Source organism: Chitinophaga rhizosphaerae (genome assembly GCF_003958645.1).
GTDB lineage: Bacteria > Bacteroidota > Bacteroidia > Chitinophagales > Chitinophagaceae > Chitinophaga > Chitinophaga rhizosphaerae.
This window is the reverse complement of the sequence record NZ_RXLO01000002.1, coordinates 179,074-199,466: the sequence shown is the minus strand read 5'-3', so window position 1 is coordinate 199,466 and position 20,393 is coordinate 179,074. Positions and strand designations below refer to the sequence as shown.

The following is a 20,393-nucleotide window of genomic DNA, read 5'->3' as shown; positions in this document are numbered from 1 at the left end:
ATGGCGGACAGCCGGAAACCTTCCGCCCTTGACAAGATCCGGGCGCACTATTTGGAAGGCCGGAAACTGTCGGAGAAACAGGAGCTTAAAAGGAAACAGTATGAACAGGCCAATGCGTATCGTGTGCAGGGATATTCTGTCGAACAGTGTGTTCATTTGCTCAGGGAGTTAGGAGTTGTTGGTAGTGTTGCTGAGGCATATCGGATCATCCGGTCGGCGGAGGAACTTTTTGGGGATGTGACAAAATCGAACAAAGACGGGTTGCGGCACATTCTCTCCGAGAATTTCATGCGGGTATATAGGAAGGCATGGAAGGACAACAACCTAAAGGAAGCCAACCGGGCGCTGGAGAATATAGCGGAAATTAACGGGTTAAGGGATCTGGATGGGAACCCCATCGATTGGAATCGCATCTTAATCCCAATTCCCGTATTTTCTTCCGATCCCGACGTGCTTCGCCGGCAGGAAACAGTAGATATTTCTCACCAAAATATCGGCGGAGATGAGTAACATATTACGGCCCTCACGGCGCCACGTATATGTTAATCCCAAGCAGGCTCAACTGTTGCAGTCGGTTCAACGGGTGAAAGTTTTCCTCGCCGGGCGTGGAGCCGGTAAAACTACCGTTGCTGGATACTTCATCCGTCTTGCATTGGCGCACCTACCCCGCGCGAAGTTCTTTATGCTGGGCCTTACCTACAATCAAATACAAAGCATTTTTTTGCCACCGATCCTCGCGGCACTGGAAAACTGTGGTTTTTTTGAACACCTGTCTGAGGATCGACCCGGTCACTATGTGGTTGGTAGGCGCCCACCTCCGCATTGGCAATCTCCTTGGCAAAAGGTAAAGAACTATGACAACACCATCACATTTTTTAATGGATTCACAATCGTATTACTTTCGTTTGACCGGGCGGACCGGAACCGTGGCGGGAATTACGATGGCGGAATAGTTGACGAGGCCGTGCTTATCAATAAGGATCGTTTCGATAAGGAAATTCGGACGATGATACGGGGTAATATATATAAATATCCAACCAATCGTTTCCACCACAACCTATTGCTAGTTTCCAGCCAGTCCTGGACGGCAGCGGGAGATTGGGTGCCGGATATGGAAATCGCGGCCGTGGAGAACCCCGAGGACATATTCTACATCGAGGGGACGGCATACGACAATATCGAAGCACTCGGTCCCCGGTATGTAAAAGACCTGCAGCGCGACTTGCCCATGTTAATTTTTCAGGTGGAAGTGCTGAATCAGCGCCGCCGGAAACTTCCCAATTCGTTTTATGATGAATTCGACGAGCAGCGGCACTGTTATTTTGATTCCTTTCTTTACGGGTATAGCGATGAAGGGCGGCTACAGACAGTTTCCGACAGTACTGATTATCGCCCTGATCTGCCTTTAGAAGTCAGTTTTGACTTTAATGCCGCATTTAACTCGTGCATTGTAGGCCAAGAAGCCCGCCGAGGGATCCAGCTGGAGGCGCGAGTTATTAATACTTTCTTCGTGAAGAATAAGACCTTTACTCATCTTGTGGAGCAGGTTGTGGAGTATTACGCCAGCCATAAAGCACCGATATTGATTTTCGGCGATAGAAATGGAAATAATAAGCAGGCAAACAGTGAACTTACATACTATGAGCAAATATTGAAACAATTTACTGAAGCGGGTTTCATGCCTAAATTGATGGTTTATGATCGACTGGATCCTTTCCATCCTTTGAAACACCATGTCATAAATACAATTTTGTCGGAATGTCGTCCTGAATTGCCAGTTATTCGGTTAAATCAGAATAAATGTAAAGCGTTAATTGTCTCAATTCAAAACGCTCCAATTACAGCAGAATTTAAGAAGGACAAGTCTGCCGAAAAGTCCAAAGGTATCCCGCAGGAGAAAGCAACGCACCTGTCGGACTGTTTTGATAATTGGATTTATCCTAAGTATCATGACCTCGTAGAAGGCCGGGACTACCGCTATGAAGTACGTTTATTATAAGCCCGCTTCATTAATTCTTTAGGATTTACCCCTACTGTATGCGACAACAGAACAAAGTTACTTAGTTCTAAATCCGCAGCGCCTTGCTCCGCTGTTTCGATTGCGGTAAGAGAAAGTTTGGTAATTTCGCTTACATCTTCCCTGGTTAATCCCGCAGCCATCCTGGCAAGGCGGAGTTCAATTCCAAGTGATTTGAAGAACGTCTCCCATTTCATTTTTTATAGCGAGTATAGGAATTCTCTTTGTTAAGATTGTTGGCTAACAACCCAACAAATTAGCTTATTGTGTTAATTATAAACGCTTAACAACGGAATAACAAGCAATGAGATTTTCCAGGTGTAAGTTGCGCCCACGTGTAAAAATTCTGTAATTCATTCTAAGCCTTCCACTTCTGTGGCGGGCTGTTTAATTAAATATGATATATGATTAATCCATCTCGCGGCTTTAAAATTATCACTTTGATGACACTCGGAACAATTGCCTGCAGTCTTATCATTTGGGGGGTTCCACTTGTATACCTTTTCACAATGGCTACAAAAATGGGGGTGATTAGGTTAAGACTTGGTGTGATGGAAACATTATGGAATACATATTTGATGGTGTCTTCCGGTGGCAGAGTGTTTGTTACCATTTTTGGCTGTCTCGGCTTAATTCCATTGCTTATAATCTCCAGGTTGATCTTAATGATATTAACAAGGCAACTGACAAATGAACAATTCGAAGAAGCTGCTGATTTCGCGGCGGAGGAAATGAAAGCAAGGTATAACATGACCGTCCCACTGGCTCAATATTATTCGGACGAAAGCGAAAAGGATAATGACAGCAAAGTAACCCATGGTGATTAAATGGCATATCCCCGTTTCATATTTCACCGTAACAAAAGATGCGGGTAATTGCCATCCCGTCAAAGCGCGTGCGGTGTACTGCGTCTGAAGTGGTAATATTAAATGTTTTGGTTCCGATAATCAATTGTTTATCAAATGATTATCGGATTTTTTTTGATAATTGAATCTGTGCAGATGCGTTCTTTTGCCAGAAGCCTTCGCTCGTTACCTTGCAACAGATTTATTTTTTAATGAAACAGATCAGTGTTGCAGTAATGTTAGCGCGGATGGAAATCACGCATGAGGAGGGGCGTCCTGTGTCTTTCTCTATTACTTTCATAAAGGAAAACGGGAGGACCCGCGAAATGGTTGCACAAAACCATGTGAAACACGGCGCGATAACAAAGCAACCGGAAGAAAAAAGTAAGTTTCGATTCAACCTGAAGAAGGCGGGGACAATTTTGCTATTCGATACGAAGGCAAATGGTTACCGTACCGTAAGGATTGACCGAATTTTAACATTCAACGGACTCGAAGTGATACATTGATGGTGACGAGGTTTGATGGTGGAGTTTATATTGTAGGAGGGCCGGTAGCGGCCAGCTACGTGTCGTTTGAAGCTGCGCCTATTGCTGGCCGCAAAGGCAAAGAGAAGCATTGGGCATATTGGTTCCAATCCTCAGATAGTGCTGAAGTGGATCGTGAACCTGGCATTTTATTAAATCTTATCAAAAACAATAACCTCCAGCTTCCCCTTTTGAATACCAACGTCGATTTCTTGGTGGGAAATGGAGTTGGTATATTCAGGAGAGATTTCTCCAGCGGGAAGTCTAAATTGGTTCCAGCCTTAAATCCGGAAATTGAAGCCTGGCTTGACCGAAATGATGTGGATGACATAATGGATAAGCTTGCGACGGACTTCTTTTACTTGGGGAATTTTTTTCTTGAAGGTCGCCTGCAGGGAGATCGTCGGGTATATTCTGTAAAGCACCAACATGCAACTGATGTCCGGGCGGAGCTGATCAACCAGCGCACCGGCAAAATTGAGCATTATTACCTTGGGGACTTTTTATCAGGTAAAGCCAAATATGTCGAAGGGAACCCGGAGAGATCGACGGTGCAACGTGTCCGTTCATTTAATGCAATTTATCCTCCGGCGAAATTCATATGGCATGGCAGGAAATACTTCCCCGGCCAAAAGTATTACGGCATCCCTTCTTGGTGGGGAGTGAAAACTTGGATTCGGCTTGCAAACCAAATTCCGATTTTTCATCTTTCGGGCCTCACCAAAGGATATAATATTCGCTGGCATATTAAGATCCCATTATCATATTTTGACCAATTCCCACCAGGAGAGAAGAGCGCCCGAGAGGAGGAGCTTATGGTGCAGCTTGATCAATTGTTGTCCGGCGCCGAGAACCATGGGAAAGCCTTTATAAGTAGATTCCAGGACGGAAAATATCCGGAATGGAAGATCGAGCCGTTGAAGGGAGAACTTTACGATGAGGCATACCGTGACACATATCAGCAATCCAATACTGCGCTTTCATCCGCGAACGGTGTTGATCCATCTTTGGCGGGTTATGATACCACAGGCAAGCTGTCCTCTGGAAGCGAAAAGAAGAACAGCTATAATATTCACGTAGCATTAAAAACTCCCCGGCCGAGGAAAATACTGCTCAGTTGGCTATACGATGTAGCCAGGTTGAACCGATGGGATCCGACAATTGAGTTTGGGTTTAAGGATTTCGAGATTACCACGCTGGATGAAAATCCGACGGGGGTACAAAACGTAATAGCAGGGCCATGAGTTTATTGAGAAGCACCGCTGATTTAAAGAAATACGTCGATATCCACAAGGCTACGAGCTGGGAATCATTACGTTTGTACGTTGTACAGGCGGAAGCTACCTACATAATTCCAGTCATTTCCCAGGCCTGCTTTGAGCAAATGGCTGGAGTAGTGGCTCTTCCGGACTTCGATCCGGAAACATCGTTTCCGACCGTGGTGATGAAGGGGCTATATACCCGGGTATGTTTTGCGCTTGCAAATTATACGCTATACGAAGCGCTGCCATTCCTTAACACACCTGTTGGAGATCAAGGTGTAATGCAGCAGTCGAGTAAAGAGGGTACAGCGGCTCCTGCCGCCCAATGGCGTTTTGATAACCGGCGCAATTCCCACCTCGAAGTTGGGGACAGGCACATTGAGATGGTTTTGGAGTTCTTGGAGAATAATGATGACGCATTCCCTGATTGGAAAGCAAGTAGTTCATACTCAATCACCAAAGACTTGATCATCTCATCCTCGGCGGCTCTGGGGGGTATTTTAAATACGCAAGGGGCGCGGCGGGCTTATTTAGCGATGCGTCCCTTCCTTCGCTTGGCGGAGAAGAAGTTTATTGTACCCGCCTTGGGAGAGCCACTTTTTTTAGCGGTTAAGGCGGAATTATTGGCTGGTGTGCTTTCTCCGCCAAATCAGCGCCTCTTCCCTTATGTAGCCGAAGCCGCAGCATGGACGGCACTCGTTGAGGCGTTACCTATTTTGCCCTTCAGGATTACAGGTGATGGGTTATTGATGTTGTCGAAATCTGACGGTATCGCTTCGACGTCGCACGGATCCGATAATCAGCGATCCCTGGCGTTCAACAGTGCAAAAGGGAATGCGGACAGCTTCCTCGCCGCGCTCAAATCATTCTTGGTAAAAAACAAGAATGACTATCCTCAGAGCCTCCCAAATGAGGTTGTTCCACAGCCGGAGTACGAATTAAAAAGAAATAAAAAATGTAGCGGCCACTTTAGAGTTTAGGTTATGGCAGCATGTGAAGTAGCGATAGAGGAGATTGGGCTGAATCCAGATTGCCCTGCCGGCGGCGACAAAGTATTGTTTACCCGTCCTGACGGCTTATCCGAGATGCGGGAATGGGCAACGATAAAGGCATGCCTTAACAATGGGCTTGTATCTCGCGCTGACATACGATTTCAAATTGGAGATGGAGGCTCACTTACACCTCCACCGGGCGCCGTGGAATACAGCAATCCAGACCTGGTTGGTAAGCGTTTCCGGGTTTTTCGGCGCGGTGTAGGGTATCTGTCAGAAGGTGTCGAGTTTTCCATACTTGCTACAGGTGGTTTCCGATTACTTTTACCCGGCGATGTGTTCTCGGAATCAGAAGTGTTTCACGTCCAGGAATATGAAACGATTGTTCAGGCCGGAGACGGCGCACTTTATCGAGGAATAATCCCGCTGTCAGCCGATACTGAGCTGCAAGCCACGGATGCGAACTTCCTTTTCGATCTTCGCGGCGGAAATAATCGTTTGCGTATCCTGCTGCCAGCCCATGCCGTTGTTCCAGTGGGATCACATTGGACTTTCCTCACCAATCATTATTGCAAGTTTCAGCCAGTTATCGAGGCCTCCGGCCCAACCATTTCTTTCAGAAGCCAGCTGCGGCAGCGGCTTTTCATGGGCCAGAACGAGTATGTAAGTCTTGTGGCTGGGGAAGATGGATGGCATGTCTGGCCGTCTTCCACCGGATATGAAGTTGTTGGCCGGCCATGTTTCGACTATATCATCCGTCCCAACACGGCCATCGCGGAAGGGCAGATTGGGCTTCGGGAGGATTATCCACGTATTGCTGAATTCCTTCAGGAAAACGCTACGGTAGCTGTATCAGAAACAGTATGGCAATCGACTCCGGTCCTCCAGCGACAATTGTTTTCTCTCGGCGACGGGATTACCACGTTTCGCTTTCCCGATTTGCGCGGCCTTCACTTTCGAACCCTTGACCGCGGCCGCGGTCTGGATACCGATACCCCTGCAGGTTCATTACCGGGTCGGTACCAAGCCGACGAAATTAAGAAGCACACCCACCAATCCGAGGAGTTTTCGGACAGGGGATGGCCGAGGCAGTCTGCTGATAGGACAAACAGCTACTATTTTATAAACAGGAATCAAGACAATGTGCTTCGGCGGCTCGAATTATCGGAAGTCGGCGGAGAGGAATCCCGTGGGAAAAACGTGGCGTTTTATGGATTAATTAATTTTTGATTGAATATGAGGAGACTGATTTTAGTTTCATTAATCTGTTTGCCACTGCTCAGTGCGGCACAAATTTTACAGGAAATCCCAGGAGCGGGATATATCTGGCAACGAGGCGTTTTTAAACAGGGGCTGCAGCTCCCGCAATCATCCTCAAGCCTATCAACAATTCCGGGGAGTCCTGCTGGTGCGATCCGGTGGAACCCATCTTTGGATTCCGTTCAGGTCTGGAATGGGACGGAATGGGTTGCCGTTGGCACCGGTGGATCGGACAGTTCAATTGACAGTATTCGTGTGAGCAACGACACCTTATACATAAGGCGACCTACTGGCGAAGTCGCTATAGCGTTGAACGTATACACCAAACCGCAGTCGTACTCCCGTACAGAACTCGCTACGCCTGGTCAAGCGGTGGTTGATTGGGGAAACGTAGTTAAGCCGGTGCCAATTATACCGGTGCGCAATGGAATAATGTGGGATCCCACAATGAGTATGCTCTCACTCGGTTATCGGAGCCAGGATGAAGTGGACTACGGGAGGCCGAGCTTCGAGCCAGATGCCGCGGTGATTCTCGTTGATACAGGTCAATCACATTCATTTTATTGGATAACTACCTCACTTCACAAGGGGGACAACACTCAGTTCGTTCTCGATTCTGTTTCCGGCGGGTTTCTTTCTCTGCAGGCGAGGCAGCTGTCCGAGGAATTTGGTGTAGGTCAAACTTATTTCAGACCGACGTCAGCATTTCGGTATGTGAATGACAGGAGTGGGGCGGGAGGAATGAGTTTTGAGCATGTTTCAGGAATGCCTGCGTTCGGGCCTTCGGTTTCCTCGCGGGTCTTTCAGCTGGGAAACGGTCGTGGCTGGGTAATGGCTGCACATAAATATTCTCCATCCAACCACTTAACTGTTCGCCGTTCTTATTTCCACCTGGGTACAGATTCCACGATTTCTTTTGGGTTTTCACTTTCGGATGGAGGAAATGATCCATTTGATCCATCATCAACACCGATCTTGGTAGTTGAAGGTATAGGAAACCGTGTAATTTCTAAGGGAGACTTTAAAGTTGAGAAGGCGGTATTTTCCAACCTTATCCATACCGGGTCTTTCAACTATACGGTTCAGGCAAGCGACTACATCATTTATTTAGATCCCGTAACAGTTGAACGAACCCTTACACTACCCACGGTTTCCGCCGGCAACCATGGGAGAGTGCTTATCCTGAAACTCGGGTTCGAGTTTTCATCGGCGCCGGCGACCTGGCGGACTTCAATGCCATTTTACTATTCCAATACAAGTAATAGTGATTTGATAAATAAGAGTATCAAAATTCAAGCAGATGCTTCCACCGGCAGGTGGGAGGTAATACCTTAATTATGAAAAAGACGCAGAAACTAGGTTTGAGCCAGGCAAATGCAGATACGCCGGCCTGGATAGTGAAGTTGGTAGCAGTAGTCGCTGTTGTTAATTTGGTGAAGGATGCCGTGGTGACAGGTTTTCCCGCGGGAAACACAGAGGTCATAATGGATTGGGTCGACTGGTCAATTACTGTACTCAATGCCGTTATTTCCGTGGTGGCGGCATTTTTGGGCAGGGCTATTTCTGATAAACGAAAGTATTATCAATGAAAAACCTCATTTTGATATTGCTGATCCCTTTCGTATCATGCGTTTCTTCCCGGAGACTTGCGGAACTTTGCGCTGAACGATTCCCACCCAGGGATTCCGTTCGAGTCGAGACAACTACGGAGATTGACACAGTTTTTTTCGTGGATTCAATTAGTATCGTGGACACCGTTGAGTGTCCGCCGGCGGCAATCCCCCAAAAAATCGGTGTAAATCTAAAGGCACCATGTCCTACAGCGAAGATCGTCACCCGCACCGTAAAGCGCGACAGTATTGTATTTCGGACCAATACGGCAGGTTTGGCAGTGCTAATGCGGGAAAAAGAACAGATGGTCATGGAATTGGCTAAATCCAGAACCGTGTCGAAGTGGCTGGGAATCGTTGCATTGGCATTATTTGCAGTAATTATATTTTTGAAATTTTTAAAGTGAATGTGTGGCGGAATTTGAACCTGCTTATTCAATTACGTTTCAGCATGAAGGTGGATACGTCCGGAATCCCAAAGACAGGGGCGGCGAAACAATGTGCGGTATTTCCAGGAGGAATTTCCCAGGATGGCAAGGATGGAGAAAAATTGATGAGATGAAGGTAGGTGTCGGCTTCCCTGATAACTTGCTAAAAGATACTGAGCTGATGCTGATGGTACAGAACTTTTACCGGGAAGAGTTTTGGAATTCAAATCGCTTGGGAGAAATAGTACATCAACCAATTGCTAACGAATTGTTCGATACAGGAGTAAATATGGGGGTTCGAACTGCTGCAAGATTCTTGCAGACGGCATTGAATTTCGCAAATCGTAGTGAGCGCGATTACAAGGATTTGCCTGTTGACGGATCCATCGGGCCACTTACTTTGGATTGTGTAAATCGGCATCGGTTTATCACAAAAATTTTCAACATCCTTAACATCCTGCAGGGAGAGCGTTACTTGTCTCTCGTTCGCCAGGATCCTACTCAGGAGGGATTCTTATTGGGCTGGTTAAACCGTATTGAAATTATGTGATAATGCAGGAAGTAATAATAAATAATCGCCGTTATTGGGTTCCCGCGAACTGGCATGAATTGGAATCTCCGACATTTCTTCGGATTGCACCATTCATACTTGGCCCAGCTTCTACATCACTTGACCGCCAGGCCAAAGTACTGTTCACCCTGCTTCCGGCAATAATGCATTACTGGACTCGGTCGAAAATCCAGACCTGGCTTGTTCAGCGGATGCCATTTCTCCGATGTGCCTTCCCCGTTTTAAGCCCGGCCCAGAAATGGGATCTTCTGGATACCGTGATATGGGTTTTCAACAGCCTTTCTGGGGAAAGTATCATGCGGGAATTCCGGCATAAAGGCGTGCGCTACCACCTCCCGGAATCAAACTTGGTAAAAGAGAGCGTTGTGGCCTTTGCTTTTGCCGATCATTATTTTACGAAGTTTGTAGAAACTGGGGATCAACTACTTATTGATTGGCTGGTGGCTTGTATAGCTCGACCCGTAGGAAGAGTTGAAAAATTTAGAGAGCATGCTTGGGAAGGTGATATCCGTGAACCGTTTTCTACCTCTCGTACAGCTGAACGCGCAGCTGCGTTTTCTGATTTGCCTGAAGGGATAAAGTTTGCGGTATTGCTTTATTTCATGGGTTCCAAAAAATTTCTACACGAACAGTATGCAGTAATATTTCAGCCGGAACAGGATGAACCGGAGGATGCTGCTGACGGGTTCGCACGTCGTCGGGCGTCTTTTGGCGTGAGAAAGGTTCCGCGTCCGGAAATGGGATGGTTCGCCGTGTTATATGACTTGGCAGAGCTTGGGACATTTGGTTCCTTTAACGAAGTAAAGCATATGTTTCTCCATACCTGCTGTTATTACTTGGCAAAGAAGAAGTATGATATTGAAGAACTGAAGAAATAGGGAAATATGTTTATTCGCTCATTTTCAGAATACCTTGGTTATTTTCGGCAGCTTGTTGAAAGCTCCACATTTGTGGATGGCTTCGAGCATGGGGGCGCCGAAAAAATTATATCTGAGCGCCTGGTACACAGCACACGATCTGAAGCAGAGTACCCACTAATGTTCTTGGAATGGCCAGAGGTTTTTCTATCGAAGGATACAGTCGTTTTGGTAGGTGGAATGGTGATCCTGGATAAGGTTCCCAAGGACGACTGGCCGGCTCAGGATATCGCAATGGATCAGACCTTAAATGCGATGCTCGAGTTTTTGAAGCATCTCATCAAGGATTCACAGGGTATTGGAAAGAAGTTTTTACATTTTGATGTGGAAAAGGCGATCTGTCAGCCCTTAGATAGTTTAACTATAGATGAGGCTTTAGGTTGGAGGGCGGAGTTGAACTTAACAATTCCGTTCTCAAACTGCCTGGATCCTCTAAAATGGAGATAATTTAGAAATAAGGTTCAGGAATATTGAAATATGGTTCAAAATGTACCAAGTGTTCGTACATTTATATGAAATTCACCAAATTATGTATGAAAAGTGCAATCTGGTAGAAATTCCCATACTTCCGCATGTTAAGTCATTTGTGACAGGTATGTTTGGTCCGGAGCCGATTCCGGTCCACGAAAAGCACATCTTAGGCCGTGAATTAGAGAATTTTATAATACAAAGACGGCGTTTAACTCCAGATAAAATACGTGGAAATACGCTTCAGTTGCGACTTTCGCAGAGAATTGCACCTTTTTATATCAAATTTAAAGAAGCCCTTAGCCTGGGCTGCTTTTTTGAGAAAACCTTTCATTCTTGCCTTTACTTCTATGTTAGCGCCCAGGAAGAGCTGGGGGTGAGCCAGAATGTAGCAATTCGCAGCTTCTTACAAAGGTTTAACATTGACGAGGAAACTTATGATACTTCTGCAGCCCGCATGGTATTGATTCGCATGAAAAAGCATCAAAAAAAGCGCGGCCTCACCGCAGTGTTCTTTAACGCCTGATTAACATTTGTGTCCGAATAATTGTCTTAACGTTGGCTTGTAAACCCACCCCAGCCATGCATATTACAGAATTTCGACACGCATGTGAAGCCTACATAGATTCTCTTGAGAAACGCACCCATAATTGGATTGCGAAATTCATGAAGAGATCCGATAATTTAATGAGGTTTTTACTCAATGATGCCAACACGGCTCAAATGTTATCTGTTATTACTGCAGTATTGGCATTTTTAGTTCTAACTTACGGAATCGTATTCTTCACCCTAACAAAGGAGTGGAGGGTTTTAATTGCAACCACAGTCGAATTCCTGTTTTTTTGTCATGCATTTTTTATAAATCGAGCTGGACATACACGGGCGGCGTCTATTTATGTATATTCGATCAATTTGGTAGCAATCGTATACTTTTCCGGCCTATTGGGAAAGACCACGGAAGTCCACCTGCTGGTAATATTCTTTGGCTTTTATGCCCTAACTTTTTTCAACAATACTTTGTCTAAAGTGCTGGCGATTTTTCAATGTATACTCGCGCTGACGGCATGTGAGGTTAATTATTTGTATCACATTGTCGAACCTATGGAAATGCGGCAGATGACAACGAGATGGATAGCCATGCCTCCTATTTGGGTCTTGGATTTCACAATGGTTTTTTTGTACCTGAAGAAAATGCAGTTCACAAGGGATAAAAAAAGGTCGGTCGCTTGCCATGAAATGAAATCACCAATCGACTCCTTAATAGCTATTGCTGAAGAGTTGAAATTTAAAACGGAGGAACCCTCGAAACTAGAGCTTTTAAGACATATACAGGTAATTGCTTATCAATGCAAGACTAACATTGATCTTACTTTAAGTAATGATGTGGATAAATTGATGGCCGCTGATAACCTGAAGGCTGTCGATATTAAGGAACTTATCGAATGTGTTGTCGAAGTCAAGTCAATACCTGCAAATAAAAAGGGCGTCGCTATTGAGTATGATATTGATCCGGCATTGGAAACGGCCATATCTACCAATTCCGGCGCACTGTCCATTATTGCAAATAACATCGTTGCAAATGCCATTCATTTTTCCCCGATAGGCTCAATCATTCATATTGTTTGCGGAGTTCGTCTTTCGGAAAACACTTTCTTTATGACTATTACAGACCAAGGCCCGGGAATCAAAAAGGAGGATCGAGAAAGGGTCTTCTCTTCCTTGTTCAGCAAACGAGAGGGGGGAACCGGGTTTGGATTGTCAATTGTCCGTGACCTATGTTCTGCACTCGGTGGAAGTGTTCGGGTTTTAGATACTGAGCCTCCTGCAGGAGCAGCATTTGAGTGTGTTTTTCCACTTAAATTTGCAGTAGATTGGCGGGAAGCGGCGTCTGCTGCGGCGGAATTATTGGCTACGCCCACGAAACCGACCCCGACAACAACCTTGATTACTTCGGAAATGCTGTCGGCGCCGTCGGATTTCGATTTGGCTGAAGTCCCGGAAGAAGCCCCTCCCAAACCTTACCGTAAGGCGCTTATTGTTGAAGATGACGCCATGCATATCCACCTCCCTAAAAGATACCTTGAAAAGGCGGGATATGAAGTCGCAGTTGAACGTACTCACAAAGATGGTTTAAACAGGGCTATGATTTTTTCTCCTGATTTAATACTCCTCGACATGCAAATCAGCGGCGAGTCTCGTACAGCAGAAGAGGTTATGCGACGATTAAATGAAATCGAACACTTAAAGGCAGTGCCAATTTTTATCATGACCTCCTCTACTGTCCAAGACGATATCGATAACAACCTTCGCCTTGGGGCAAAACTTTGTATAAACAAACCAATGATGCCCGAAAGCATGAATAGAATACTGGAATTGGCCTCAAAGGAGGAATTCGCTTAGTTCCCCATATCTTTTAGTGTCATTTACCGACCATTCAACATTGCCGCGGATCATTCTCTGCAGGGCAATAATAAATCTCTCACCTGCGACACCTCCCGCGTGTTTTGCTTGTTTCGGCAGGAATTTTATTTGGGAGATAAATTCTTCAATTTCTTGATTGTGCTGTTCAATTGCGAGTTCCTGAGCTTTTTCAACTGAAACATGATAAGTTTTTTGGATTAGCATTACCAAGTTCATTTCATCTCCTTCATCAAGTTCCTTGCGATAGGAAAATATATCATTAGCGAAACAGATAACATCCGCGCAGTATCCGAGCAAAGCCTGAACCTCAAAATTTTCGAAGAAATCTCCCGAGACGATACAATCTTCCATTAATTCAGCCAAGTGGCAGAAGAAGTTTGCACCGCCAATCATAGGTCGATAGTACATGTACTCTCGTAAAGTCGGCAGTTGCCCGGAATCCATAATTCTCATTCGCCATTCATTGGCTTCAAGTGCTTTTATTAGGCTCATACGAAAGCGAATTTGCCATTCCTTCGGCGCTCCGCACTTTTTTAGCCGTATCCAGATATCCTGAAATGCGCGTAAAACTGGATTTTCCGGATCGGTAGGTACATCATCGAGTATCAAAATAAGGCTCCTGACCACACTTTGGAAAGCCTTTATTTTTCCAGTCCCACCTGAATCAAAATGATCGTCGATGAGGAAAAGTAGTGCATTTAAGTCCGCGGCAATACATAGCTTTTCGTACTCAGCGGTATGGAACATTCGCCCTACCATCATGGTAAAGGCGCCAGCCTCGCTATGGGCTATTTCGGCTGGTGTGCGGAGTAATCCGAAGCCCCGCAGCCATTCCTGGGTGTGTATATCGGCTTCAGCAACGAAGGGGTTTACTCCCGCCTCGAACGGGCAAAAGATGGGCGTTTTCATCTGTGTCAGTTTATTTTATTTAATAATGGGATATCGGTAATAATATAGAAAAAATAGGTGATATAATATCGCGGTGGTTTGCAGATGCGTTCTTGCTTCTACAGTGCCATAAACTCATTTTTGCGTCAATGAGTTTGAGGCATAAATATCGGTTTCGTACTCCTTGTCTTTACCGGCAGAGTAATATTCAGGTGGAGGAAGGTATTATTCGAAACGTTGCTGTCTGTACTGCTGGTGAAGCAAAAGGGCATGACGTGTATCTCGAAGCTGATTTTATAGGAGACGTTGTTAGATTGGGTAATGAATTCCCGGCTGGGGTCAAATGTAGGTTCGGCCATCCCACGATGTGTGCTGAGGCGTTAGGTACGTTTATCGGACGGTTTAAAAACTTCCGGGTAGACGGTGAAAGGGCGATGGCCGACCTCCATTTAGACAACGTCGCAAAGAAATCACCCAAGGGCGATCTTTTTTCCTATGTAATCGCAATGGCAAACTCCAACCCCGATATGTTCGGGGCATCTATTTCTTTCGAGATTGATGATTATTACCATTATGATTCTGAGAACCAGCGGGTGGCTGGAGAAGGCGAAAAGACCTTTGTCAAAATCAAGTCCCTTCTGGCAACGGACGTGGTTGACGATCCTGCTGCAAATCCGAACGGCCTTTTCTCCGCGGCCAGTTTCGCTCCCGATAATTTCGCCGCAATAGCGACAAAGTTTCTGGATGATAACCCGGAAATATGGAACCATATCGAAGCGAACCCTGAAATTTTTGAGCCATTTTTTCACCGGTATGCCGAATATTCCAAACGGAAGCCGGTGAACCCATCTGAGGCGTTGCTTTCCGTTATCGACAGTATCATATCTACCGGTGAGCATATTCGTATCGTTTGCGTTGGCGAGGATCCCGCCATTGGAGATGAAGTATACATCGTCCAGGAAGATGGCAGTGAAGTTCCTGCGCCTGATGGTGATCTTGAGATTTCCGAAGGAGAGTTGCAGGGGAAAGTAATTACGGTTGTCGATGGTAAGATTACCGCAATCACCCAGCGGGAGGCGGATCCTGAAGTTGGTCCGCAGAATCCCCCAATTAACGATGAGCTTTCACCTGCATTGGGGGCAATCCATGAAGCTCTCGCGGCTGTTCGCGCTGAAGTAGTACAGCTTCGCGCACAATTCGCTGCATTTCGCGGTAAACCGTTGGTGGATCACACCAATGTGCATTCGGGAGATGATTTCGGGCAGCAATCAGCCGCCGGCGATGATAAATTTTGGCGCCAGCCCTGGAATCAGGGTAAGCGTAAGTAGGCATATTGATTTTGTGAAATTGAAAGTTGTGAAGCATGCCAGGCATTGACATTTCCGCGCTGACGGCCAGTCTCGGCGCATATCATCGGGAGAAGGCTTCCGAATTGTACTCAAAATTGCTCGAAAAGGAGTATTCCATGTCTCTTTTTTCGACTATTGCGGGGATAAAGGATGAGTACATTATCACCGAAACCGAGGTTTCTGAGATTCTGCAGCCATATCAAAAAGCCTGGACTCCCAAAGGTGATATTAAGTTCGTTCCGGAAACCCTTAAAGTTCGCCGTATCAAAGTAGATCTCCCGCTTGATCCCATCGATTTAGAGCGGAGCTGGGAGGGGAAAAGGATTGACGGATCCCTTCCGGAAGGCCAAGAACTGCTGGAGGGGTATATCCTTTCGGAAGTAATCAAACGCATCAAGAAGGATTTGGAATTTCGACTCTTATTTAATGGTGAGTACGTGGCGCCGACGCCGGGTACGCCTGGTGGGGCATCGACTTCGTTCGACGGATTGCTGAAGATCGTTTCCGATGCCATCACCGCCGCGAAGATCGTTCCCGTTGCCACTGGAGTTCTTAGCCAAACAAATGCGCGGGAGTCATTTGAGATGGTGTTCGATGCCGTTGATTCCGATTACCAAACTGAACAGCTTGTGGCTCTTTGCTCTCCCACATTACTTCGCTGGTACAAACGGGACTATCGCGCGGAATTCGGTAACCATCAGGATTACCGCGGTATTACCGGTGAGCTGCAGTCTGTGACGATTGATGGAACCAATACCGAAATTGTAGGATGTCCCGGTATGGCAGGTTCGCAACGAATAGTCATTACCAAAAAGGAGAATCTCAAAAGGCTCATCGATGGTACCTCAGAGGATTCTGATTTCAACCTCCGCTTCCAGGTGAACCGACGTGAAATTGAAGTGCTTGGGGATTTTAAGATGGGCGTAGGGATGCCGATCATAAAAGGGCTCGTCTGGACAAACGACCAAGAGTAAATTTAATTACCCGTAATTTTTTTTATATGTGTGAAGTTGGACCAATTACCAGGCAATGTGGAGCAGCAACCCCGGGGATCGCAAAATTGTATCTGGCCGAAGTTGGCGACATTACTAATATTGGACTGCCCGGGCCGACCGATCCGTGGACTATCGAAACTCCGATCACGCTTACCGCTGGAAAGTTTTGGAAGGATATTCCATTTGTCGAATTGGAGGCCGGGCTTGTAGATGAGATTGCTGACGCTGTTAATGGCGGCTTTAAAAAAGACATCCCTTTTAAATTGGCGCGATACAATGCCGCTAATAATAAATGGGTCAACGACCTGATCGGCGCTCGAGTAATCGCTATCATAGCAGATAACAACGATCAAATGATCATCGTCGGTTCGAAGAAACAACCTCTTCGACTCGAAAAGGCCAAGGGCGATACCGGCCAGAAGCCGGGGGACAAAAACGGCTGGGAACTTAACCTCACGGGAAACGGTGATAAACCATGTTTCTTTTACACCGGTGCGGTTCCGTTGAGTTGAATTTAAATATTAATAATATGTTGAAGCGATTTCAGGTTGTAGAGGGTGCGCCGGAGAAATTCGTCGCCTTTGCGGTCGGATATGGTGTTCATGAATTTTCCACCCAGCACCTTACCGACGAAGAGGCAGAAGCGTTGTTCAATGCGCGATGCCCTTATATCAAAGAGGTTAAAGCCATGACTGAGAAACCCAACGGTTCGAAACCCGTGTGAGGCGAGTAGACGATGTGCTATAAGCCCCATCCGCCCAGCGGGTGGGGCTTTTTTACTTTTTTTTATGCCGTTAGATCAAGATATCCTCGAGAGGAAAAGGAATGTGGAATTGTTGCGATATGTTCTGAATGGCGACGTTTCTGTCGGTGACCGGGCGTACTCACTCGATTTCGGACAACCAGTTTTTTTCGATGGTGTTACTTGGCGGGTGTATTGCGGCTGTGAGAGCGTAAGGATCCCGGTTGAAGTTCGAACCGGTATCCGTGTTAACGGTTGTTGTTTAATTGTGAATGGTTGTCAATTGGTGCTGAAGATTTTGCAGTGATATGGCGGTAAGGACAGACCAGGTACAGGTTCAAGTGGAGATAAATGGCCAACGTGCCGGCACTACACTTAAGGAACTGGAGAATAACGCGCGGCAACTGCGGCGTGAGCTTCGACAATTGCCAGTCGATAGCCAGGAATTTGCCGATAAGGCAGATGAGCTGCGGAAGGTGAATACACAAATCAGGCAGATCGGTGAATCTGTCCGCGGTGTGGACCGAAATCTACAGGCCAGTACCCAGCAGGTCGGATTTTGGCGGTCTGCCCTTTCCTCTGCCGCCGGAATTTTCACCGGCATGTTCACCCTCCAGGCGATAAGCGGAGCGATTCAAGGCGTGGCCTCCCTATTTCGTGCGGGGTATGAGGGCGCCGCTGAGGCCGCAGCTAATACAGCGCAACTTGAGGCAGTAATTAATTCGACCGGCGGCGCAGCCGGAATTGCTCGGGAGGATATTGACGCTATGGCCCGCTCATTGCGGGAATCCACCAATATAGACGATGAGGCGATTAGGAAGTCCTCCGCGGTTCTTCTGACATTCACAAATGTCACTTCGGAAACCTTCGGGCGGGCGCAACAGGCGATCCTCGACGTAAGTGTCGCGCTCGGACAGGATTTGCAATCTTCCACAACACAGGTTGGGAAGGCGCTGAATGATCCTGTTCGGGGAATAAACGCCCTTCAAAAAGTAGGGGTCAGCTTTACGGAGTCGCAAAAGGCCATGGTGAAGGAGTTGGTGGCAACCAATGATGTCGCTGGAGCGCAGGCAATTATCCTTTCCGAGTTGGAAAAGGAATTTGGCGGTGTGGCAGCTGCCGTCGGCAAAACTGAAGGAGGGCCGTTGCAGAAGTTTAAACTCGTTTGGGACGATATCACCGAGGCTCTTGCTGAGAAGGTAATCCCGATTTTCAATAATCTCATCAGTTTTGTTACTGATATTTTTCAAAAATCGGAGCCAGTTGTTGCTGTATATAATTCAATTTTCAAAATTTTCGGGCAAGTTTGGGACCAGGTGAAACAGCTTTTGGCTTCATTTGGTTTATTCTCCAGCCGGGTGGATGGCGCCAGCGTTGTGGTGAAAGTATTGACAGTAGTGGCTAACAGCCTGACCTTCCCACTTCGGATCGTTTCAACACTGCTGCGAGAACTCGTATCTGCACTCAATTTGGTGATTGCTGTTGGCAATGGCGTACTGAATGCGATTACCGTTGTTTTTACCGGGATCCGCGATATCGCTGTCAGTACGTTTTCCGGCCTTGCAGACATGGTAGCTGGGGCATTGACATTTGATGCGGATCAGATCCAGCGCGGACTAGATACTACCCGAGGTGCTTTTTCAAACTTCGGCAAGGAAGTAGCGGCTGCGTATAACCAGGGCTTTACTGAAGTCCGGAACAGGCAACGCGCGGCGCTGGTTGTTGAAGAAGAAAAGGATGCCGCCACCGACAAGGCTTTGGCAAAAAGAAGGAGTGCTGAAACTGCTGCTGTGGAATCAGAGGAACAGAGAAAGGCCCGCGAAAAATCGCACCAGGATGCTCTTCGCGCTAAAACAGAGCTGAGGAATAAGCTACTCGAGTTAGACAACCAGGTTCGCCAGGCCGAAGTGGAAGCAATGGCAGATGGAATTGAAAAGGATCGCGCACGTGAGGAGGCGCGATTTGCGCTGCAGACTCAGGCTATTTCCCGGCAAATAGCAGAGCTTCGTCGCCTGGGCGCATCGGAAACGGAAATTTCGGCCGTTTCCCTCCGACTTACAGAGGCGGAATACGATAAGCATGTTGCTGAACTGGCGAAAATCACTGAAAAGTACCGAAAGGAAGAGGAGGAAAAGGCCAAAAAAACGGCTGAGGAGGAGAAAAAGCGTGTCGAAACCCAACAAAAAGCCCGTGAGGAACAACATCAGCGAAATGCTGATGCCGATGATTTGTTTTTCGATAACCTTTTGCTTGCAAATCAGAACCGAACTGCGGTATTACTCGAAAACGACAGGATCACAGCGGGGGAAAGAACTCGAATTCTGGAAGAAAGTCGTATTGCCCAGGAACTGATCGAACAGCAGAGAATTGAGGCACTTAAACGGCTGAATGAAGAGTTTGGTAAGACGACAGTCGAGCAAGACCTGGCGCTCAGCCAAAGGCGACTAGATCAGGCGCAGCGCACCACTGAGCTTCGGCTTAAAAATGAGGATATTCTCCGCCAATCCCTCCGAGATTCCTTTCAGTTTGGCATTGAAATGTTGAGCCGCGATGAGGATGCCCGTCGGGAAAATGCCGTTTTAATCAAAGCATTCACGATTGGATCCATCATTATCGATACGGAGCGAGAGGTGGCGGGGTATTTTGCAAACCCAGGATCGACGGCTTCCTTCGGCATCGCCGGCGCATTACGCGCCGCAATCGCAATAGCCCGTGCCGCATTTTCAGTAGCCAAAGTCGCTTCCACAGAGTTTTTTGATGGCGGTTACACCATATCGGATCCATCGAATTCTCGCATAGCAGGAATTGTGCATGCTAATGAATGGGTAGCGCCTTCATGGATGACACAACATCCTCAGTTTTCGAGGGTAATTCATGCATTGGAAGGGGTAAGGATGAAGGGATTTGCACTAGGCGGTTTTACAACGACCCCGTCAAATGTATCCTTATCCCCATCGGTCAGTGATGAAAAATTGGACCGGCTCATTGCTGCAGTGGAATCATGGCCCCGGGTAGTAAAGGGGGTTTTTTCTTATTCGGAACTTACTGAACTGCTGGATGGCGGTGCTGAGGTGAGAACTCGAGGTCAAATGAAATAACCT

General features: G+C 46.8%; 22 protein-coding genes. 20 read left to right on the top strand and 2 right to left on the bottom strand.

The features are described 5' to 3' along the window. Window positions 1-510 (top strand): hypothetical protein, encoded by a 510-nt coding sequence (locus EJ361_RS04340; RefSeq protein WP_126244136.1) that lies wholly within the window; start codon window positions 1-3, stop codon window positions 508-510. Further along, complete coding sequence (locus tag EJ361_RS04335) at window positions 503-1,999, top strand: terminase large subunit domain-containing protein (protein ID WP_126244135.1); 1,497 nt, start codon at window positions 503-505, stop codon at window positions 1,997-1,999. Before EJ361_RS04340 ends, EJ361_RS04335 begins: the two co-directional genes overlap by 8 nt. Here the strand turns inward: EJ361_RS04335 and EJ361_RS04330 are convergent. Further along, window positions 1,978-2,214 (bottom strand): helix-turn-helix domain-containing protein, encoded by a 237-nt coding sequence (locus EJ361_RS04330; RefSeq protein WP_126244134.1) that lies wholly within the window; start codon window positions 2,212-2,214, stop codon window positions 1,978-1,980. The genes EJ361_RS04335 and EJ361_RS04330 overlap by 22 nt on opposite strands. Before the next feature lie 207 nt (window positions 2,215-2,421). Between EJ361_RS04330 and EJ361_RS04325 the strand changes: the two genes are divergently transcribed. The 13 genes from EJ361_RS04325 to EJ361_RS04265 all read left to right on the top strand — a co-directional run bounded on the left by EJ361_RS04325 (window position 2,422) and on the right by EJ361_RS04265 (window position 13,297). Then, on the top strand, window positions 2,422-2,844 hold the full coding sequence (locus EJ361_RS04325; RefSeq protein ID WP_126244133.1) for a hypothetical protein: 423 nt from the start codon (window positions 2,422-2,424) through the stop codon (window positions 2,842-2,844). A gap of 230 nt (window positions 2,845-3,074) precedes the next feature. Beyond that, entirely contained in the window at window positions 3,075-3,371 is a 297-nt protein-coding gene (locus EJ361_RS04320) for an SH3 beta-barrel fold-containing protein (protein WP_126244132.1), read from the top strand. Further along, window positions 3,371-4,633, top strand: coding sequence for a hypothetical protein (locus tag EJ361_RS04315; RefSeq protein WP_126244131.1), 1,263 nt, complete (start codon window positions 3,371-3,373; stop codon window positions 4,631-4,633). Before EJ361_RS04320 ends, EJ361_RS04315 begins: the two co-directional genes overlap by 1 nt. Next, window positions 4,630-5,631 (top strand): DUF6712 family protein, encoded by a 1,002-nt coding sequence (locus EJ361_RS04310; protein ID WP_126244130.1) that lies wholly within the window; start codon window positions 4,630-4,632, stop codon window positions 5,629-5,631. The genes EJ361_RS04315 and EJ361_RS04310 overlap by 4 nt, the downstream gene beginning before the upstream one ends. 3 nt (window positions 5,632-5,634) lie before the next feature. Continuing rightward, window positions 5,635-6,873 (top strand): hypothetical protein, encoded by a 1,239-nt coding sequence (locus EJ361_RS04305; RefSeq protein WP_126244129.1) that lies wholly within the window; start codon window positions 5,635-5,637, stop codon window positions 6,871-6,873. A gap of 6 nt (window positions 6,874-6,879) precedes the next feature. Next, a complete protein-coding gene (locus tag EJ361_RS04300) occupies window positions 6,880-8,238 on the top strand; it encodes a hypothetical protein (protein WP_126244128.1) in 1,359 nt (452 codons plus the stop codon). A gap of 2 nt (window positions 8,239-8,240) precedes the next feature. Further along, the gene (locus tag EJ361_RS04295) at window positions 8,241-8,492 is read left to right on the top strand and encodes a hypothetical protein (RefSeq protein ID WP_126244127.1); all 252 of its coding nucleotides are present in this window, start codon (window positions 8,241-8,243) and stop codon (window positions 8,490-8,492) included. 158 nt (window positions 8,493-8,650) lie between these two features. Further along, the gene (locus EJ361_RS04290; RefSeq protein ID WP_126244126.1) at window positions 8,651-8,920 is read left to right on the top strand and encodes a hypothetical protein; all 270 of its coding nucleotides are present in this window, start codon (window positions 8,651-8,653) and stop codon (window positions 8,918-8,920) included. A gap of 4 nt (window positions 8,921-8,924) precedes the next feature. Continuing rightward, the gene (locus EJ361_RS04285) at window positions 8,925-9,491 is read left to right on the top strand and encodes a glycoside hydrolase family 108 protein (RefSeq protein WP_126244125.1); all 567 of its coding nucleotides are present in this window, start codon (window positions 8,925-8,927) and stop codon (window positions 9,489-9,491) included. A gap of 2 nt (window positions 9,492-9,493) precedes the next feature. After that, complete coding sequence (locus tag EJ361_RS04280) at window positions 9,494-10,390, top strand: hypothetical protein (protein ID WP_126244124.1); 897 nt, start codon at window positions 9,494-9,496, stop codon at window positions 10,388-10,390. A gap of 6 nt (window positions 10,391-10,396) precedes the next feature. Beyond that, window positions 10,397-10,876 carry a hypothetical protein gene (locus EJ361_RS04275; protein WP_126244123.1) on the top strand — a complete coding sequence of 160 codons (480 nt, stop codon included), beginning with the start codon at window positions 10,397-10,399 and terminating at the stop codon, window positions 10,874-10,876. Between the two features lie 82 nt (window positions 10,877-10,958). Then, window positions 10,959-11,423, top strand: a complete 465-nt coding sequence (locus EJ361_RS04270) for a hypothetical protein (RefSeq protein ID WP_126244122.1) — start codon at window positions 10,959-10,961, stop codon at window positions 11,421-11,423. 56 nt (window positions 11,424-11,479) lie between these two features. Then, window positions 11,480-13,297 carry an ATP-binding response regulator gene (locus tag EJ361_RS04265; RefSeq protein ID WP_126244121.1) on the top strand — a complete coding sequence of 606 codons (1,818 nt, stop codon included), beginning with the start codon at window positions 11,480-11,482 and terminating at the stop codon, window positions 13,295-13,297. Here EJ361_RS04265 and EJ361_RS04260 read toward each other — a convergent pair. After that, window positions 13,277-14,227, bottom strand: a complete 951-nt coding sequence (locus EJ361_RS04260) for a terpene synthase family protein (RefSeq protein ID WP_126244120.1) — start codon at window positions 14,225-14,227, stop codon at window positions 13,277-13,279. The two genes, EJ361_RS04265 and EJ361_RS04260, sit on opposite strands and share 21 nt — an antisense overlap. Before the next feature lie 128 nt (window positions 14,228-14,355). On the opposite strand from EJ361_RS04260, the gene EJ361_RS04255 reads away from it, so the two are divergent. The 5 genes from EJ361_RS04255 (at window position 14,356) to EJ361_RS04235 (ending at window position 20,390) form a co-directional block, all read left to right on the top strand. After that, window positions 14,356-15,534 (top strand): hypothetical protein, encoded by a 1,179-nt coding sequence (locus EJ361_RS04255; RefSeq protein ID WP_126244119.1) that lies wholly within the window; start codon window positions 14,356-14,358, stop codon window positions 15,532-15,534. A 35-nt stretch (window positions 15,535-15,569) separates the two neighbouring features. Next, on the top strand, window positions 15,570-16,529 hold the full coding sequence (locus EJ361_RS04250; protein WP_126244118.1) for a hypothetical protein: 960 nt from the start codon (window positions 15,570-15,572) through the stop codon (window positions 16,527-16,529). Between the two features lie 26 nt (window positions 16,530-16,555). Further along, complete coding sequence (locus tag EJ361_RS04245; protein ID WP_126244117.1) at window positions 16,556-17,062, top strand: hypothetical protein; 507 nt, start codon at window positions 16,556-16,558, stop codon at window positions 17,060-17,062. A gap of 17 nt (window positions 17,063-17,079) precedes the next feature. After that, window positions 17,080-17,274, top strand: coding sequence for a hypothetical protein (locus EJ361_RS04240; RefSeq protein ID WP_126244116.1), 195 nt, complete (start codon window positions 17,080-17,082; stop codon window positions 17,272-17,274). Window positions 17,275-17,600: 326 nt separating this feature from the next. Then, window positions 17,601-20,390 (top strand): phage tail length tape measure family protein, encoded by a 2,790-nt coding sequence (locus EJ361_RS04235; protein WP_126244115.1) that lies wholly within the window; start codon window positions 17,601-17,603, stop codon window positions 20,388-20,390. The last annotated feature ends 3 nt before the right edge of the window (window positions 20,391-20,393 follow it).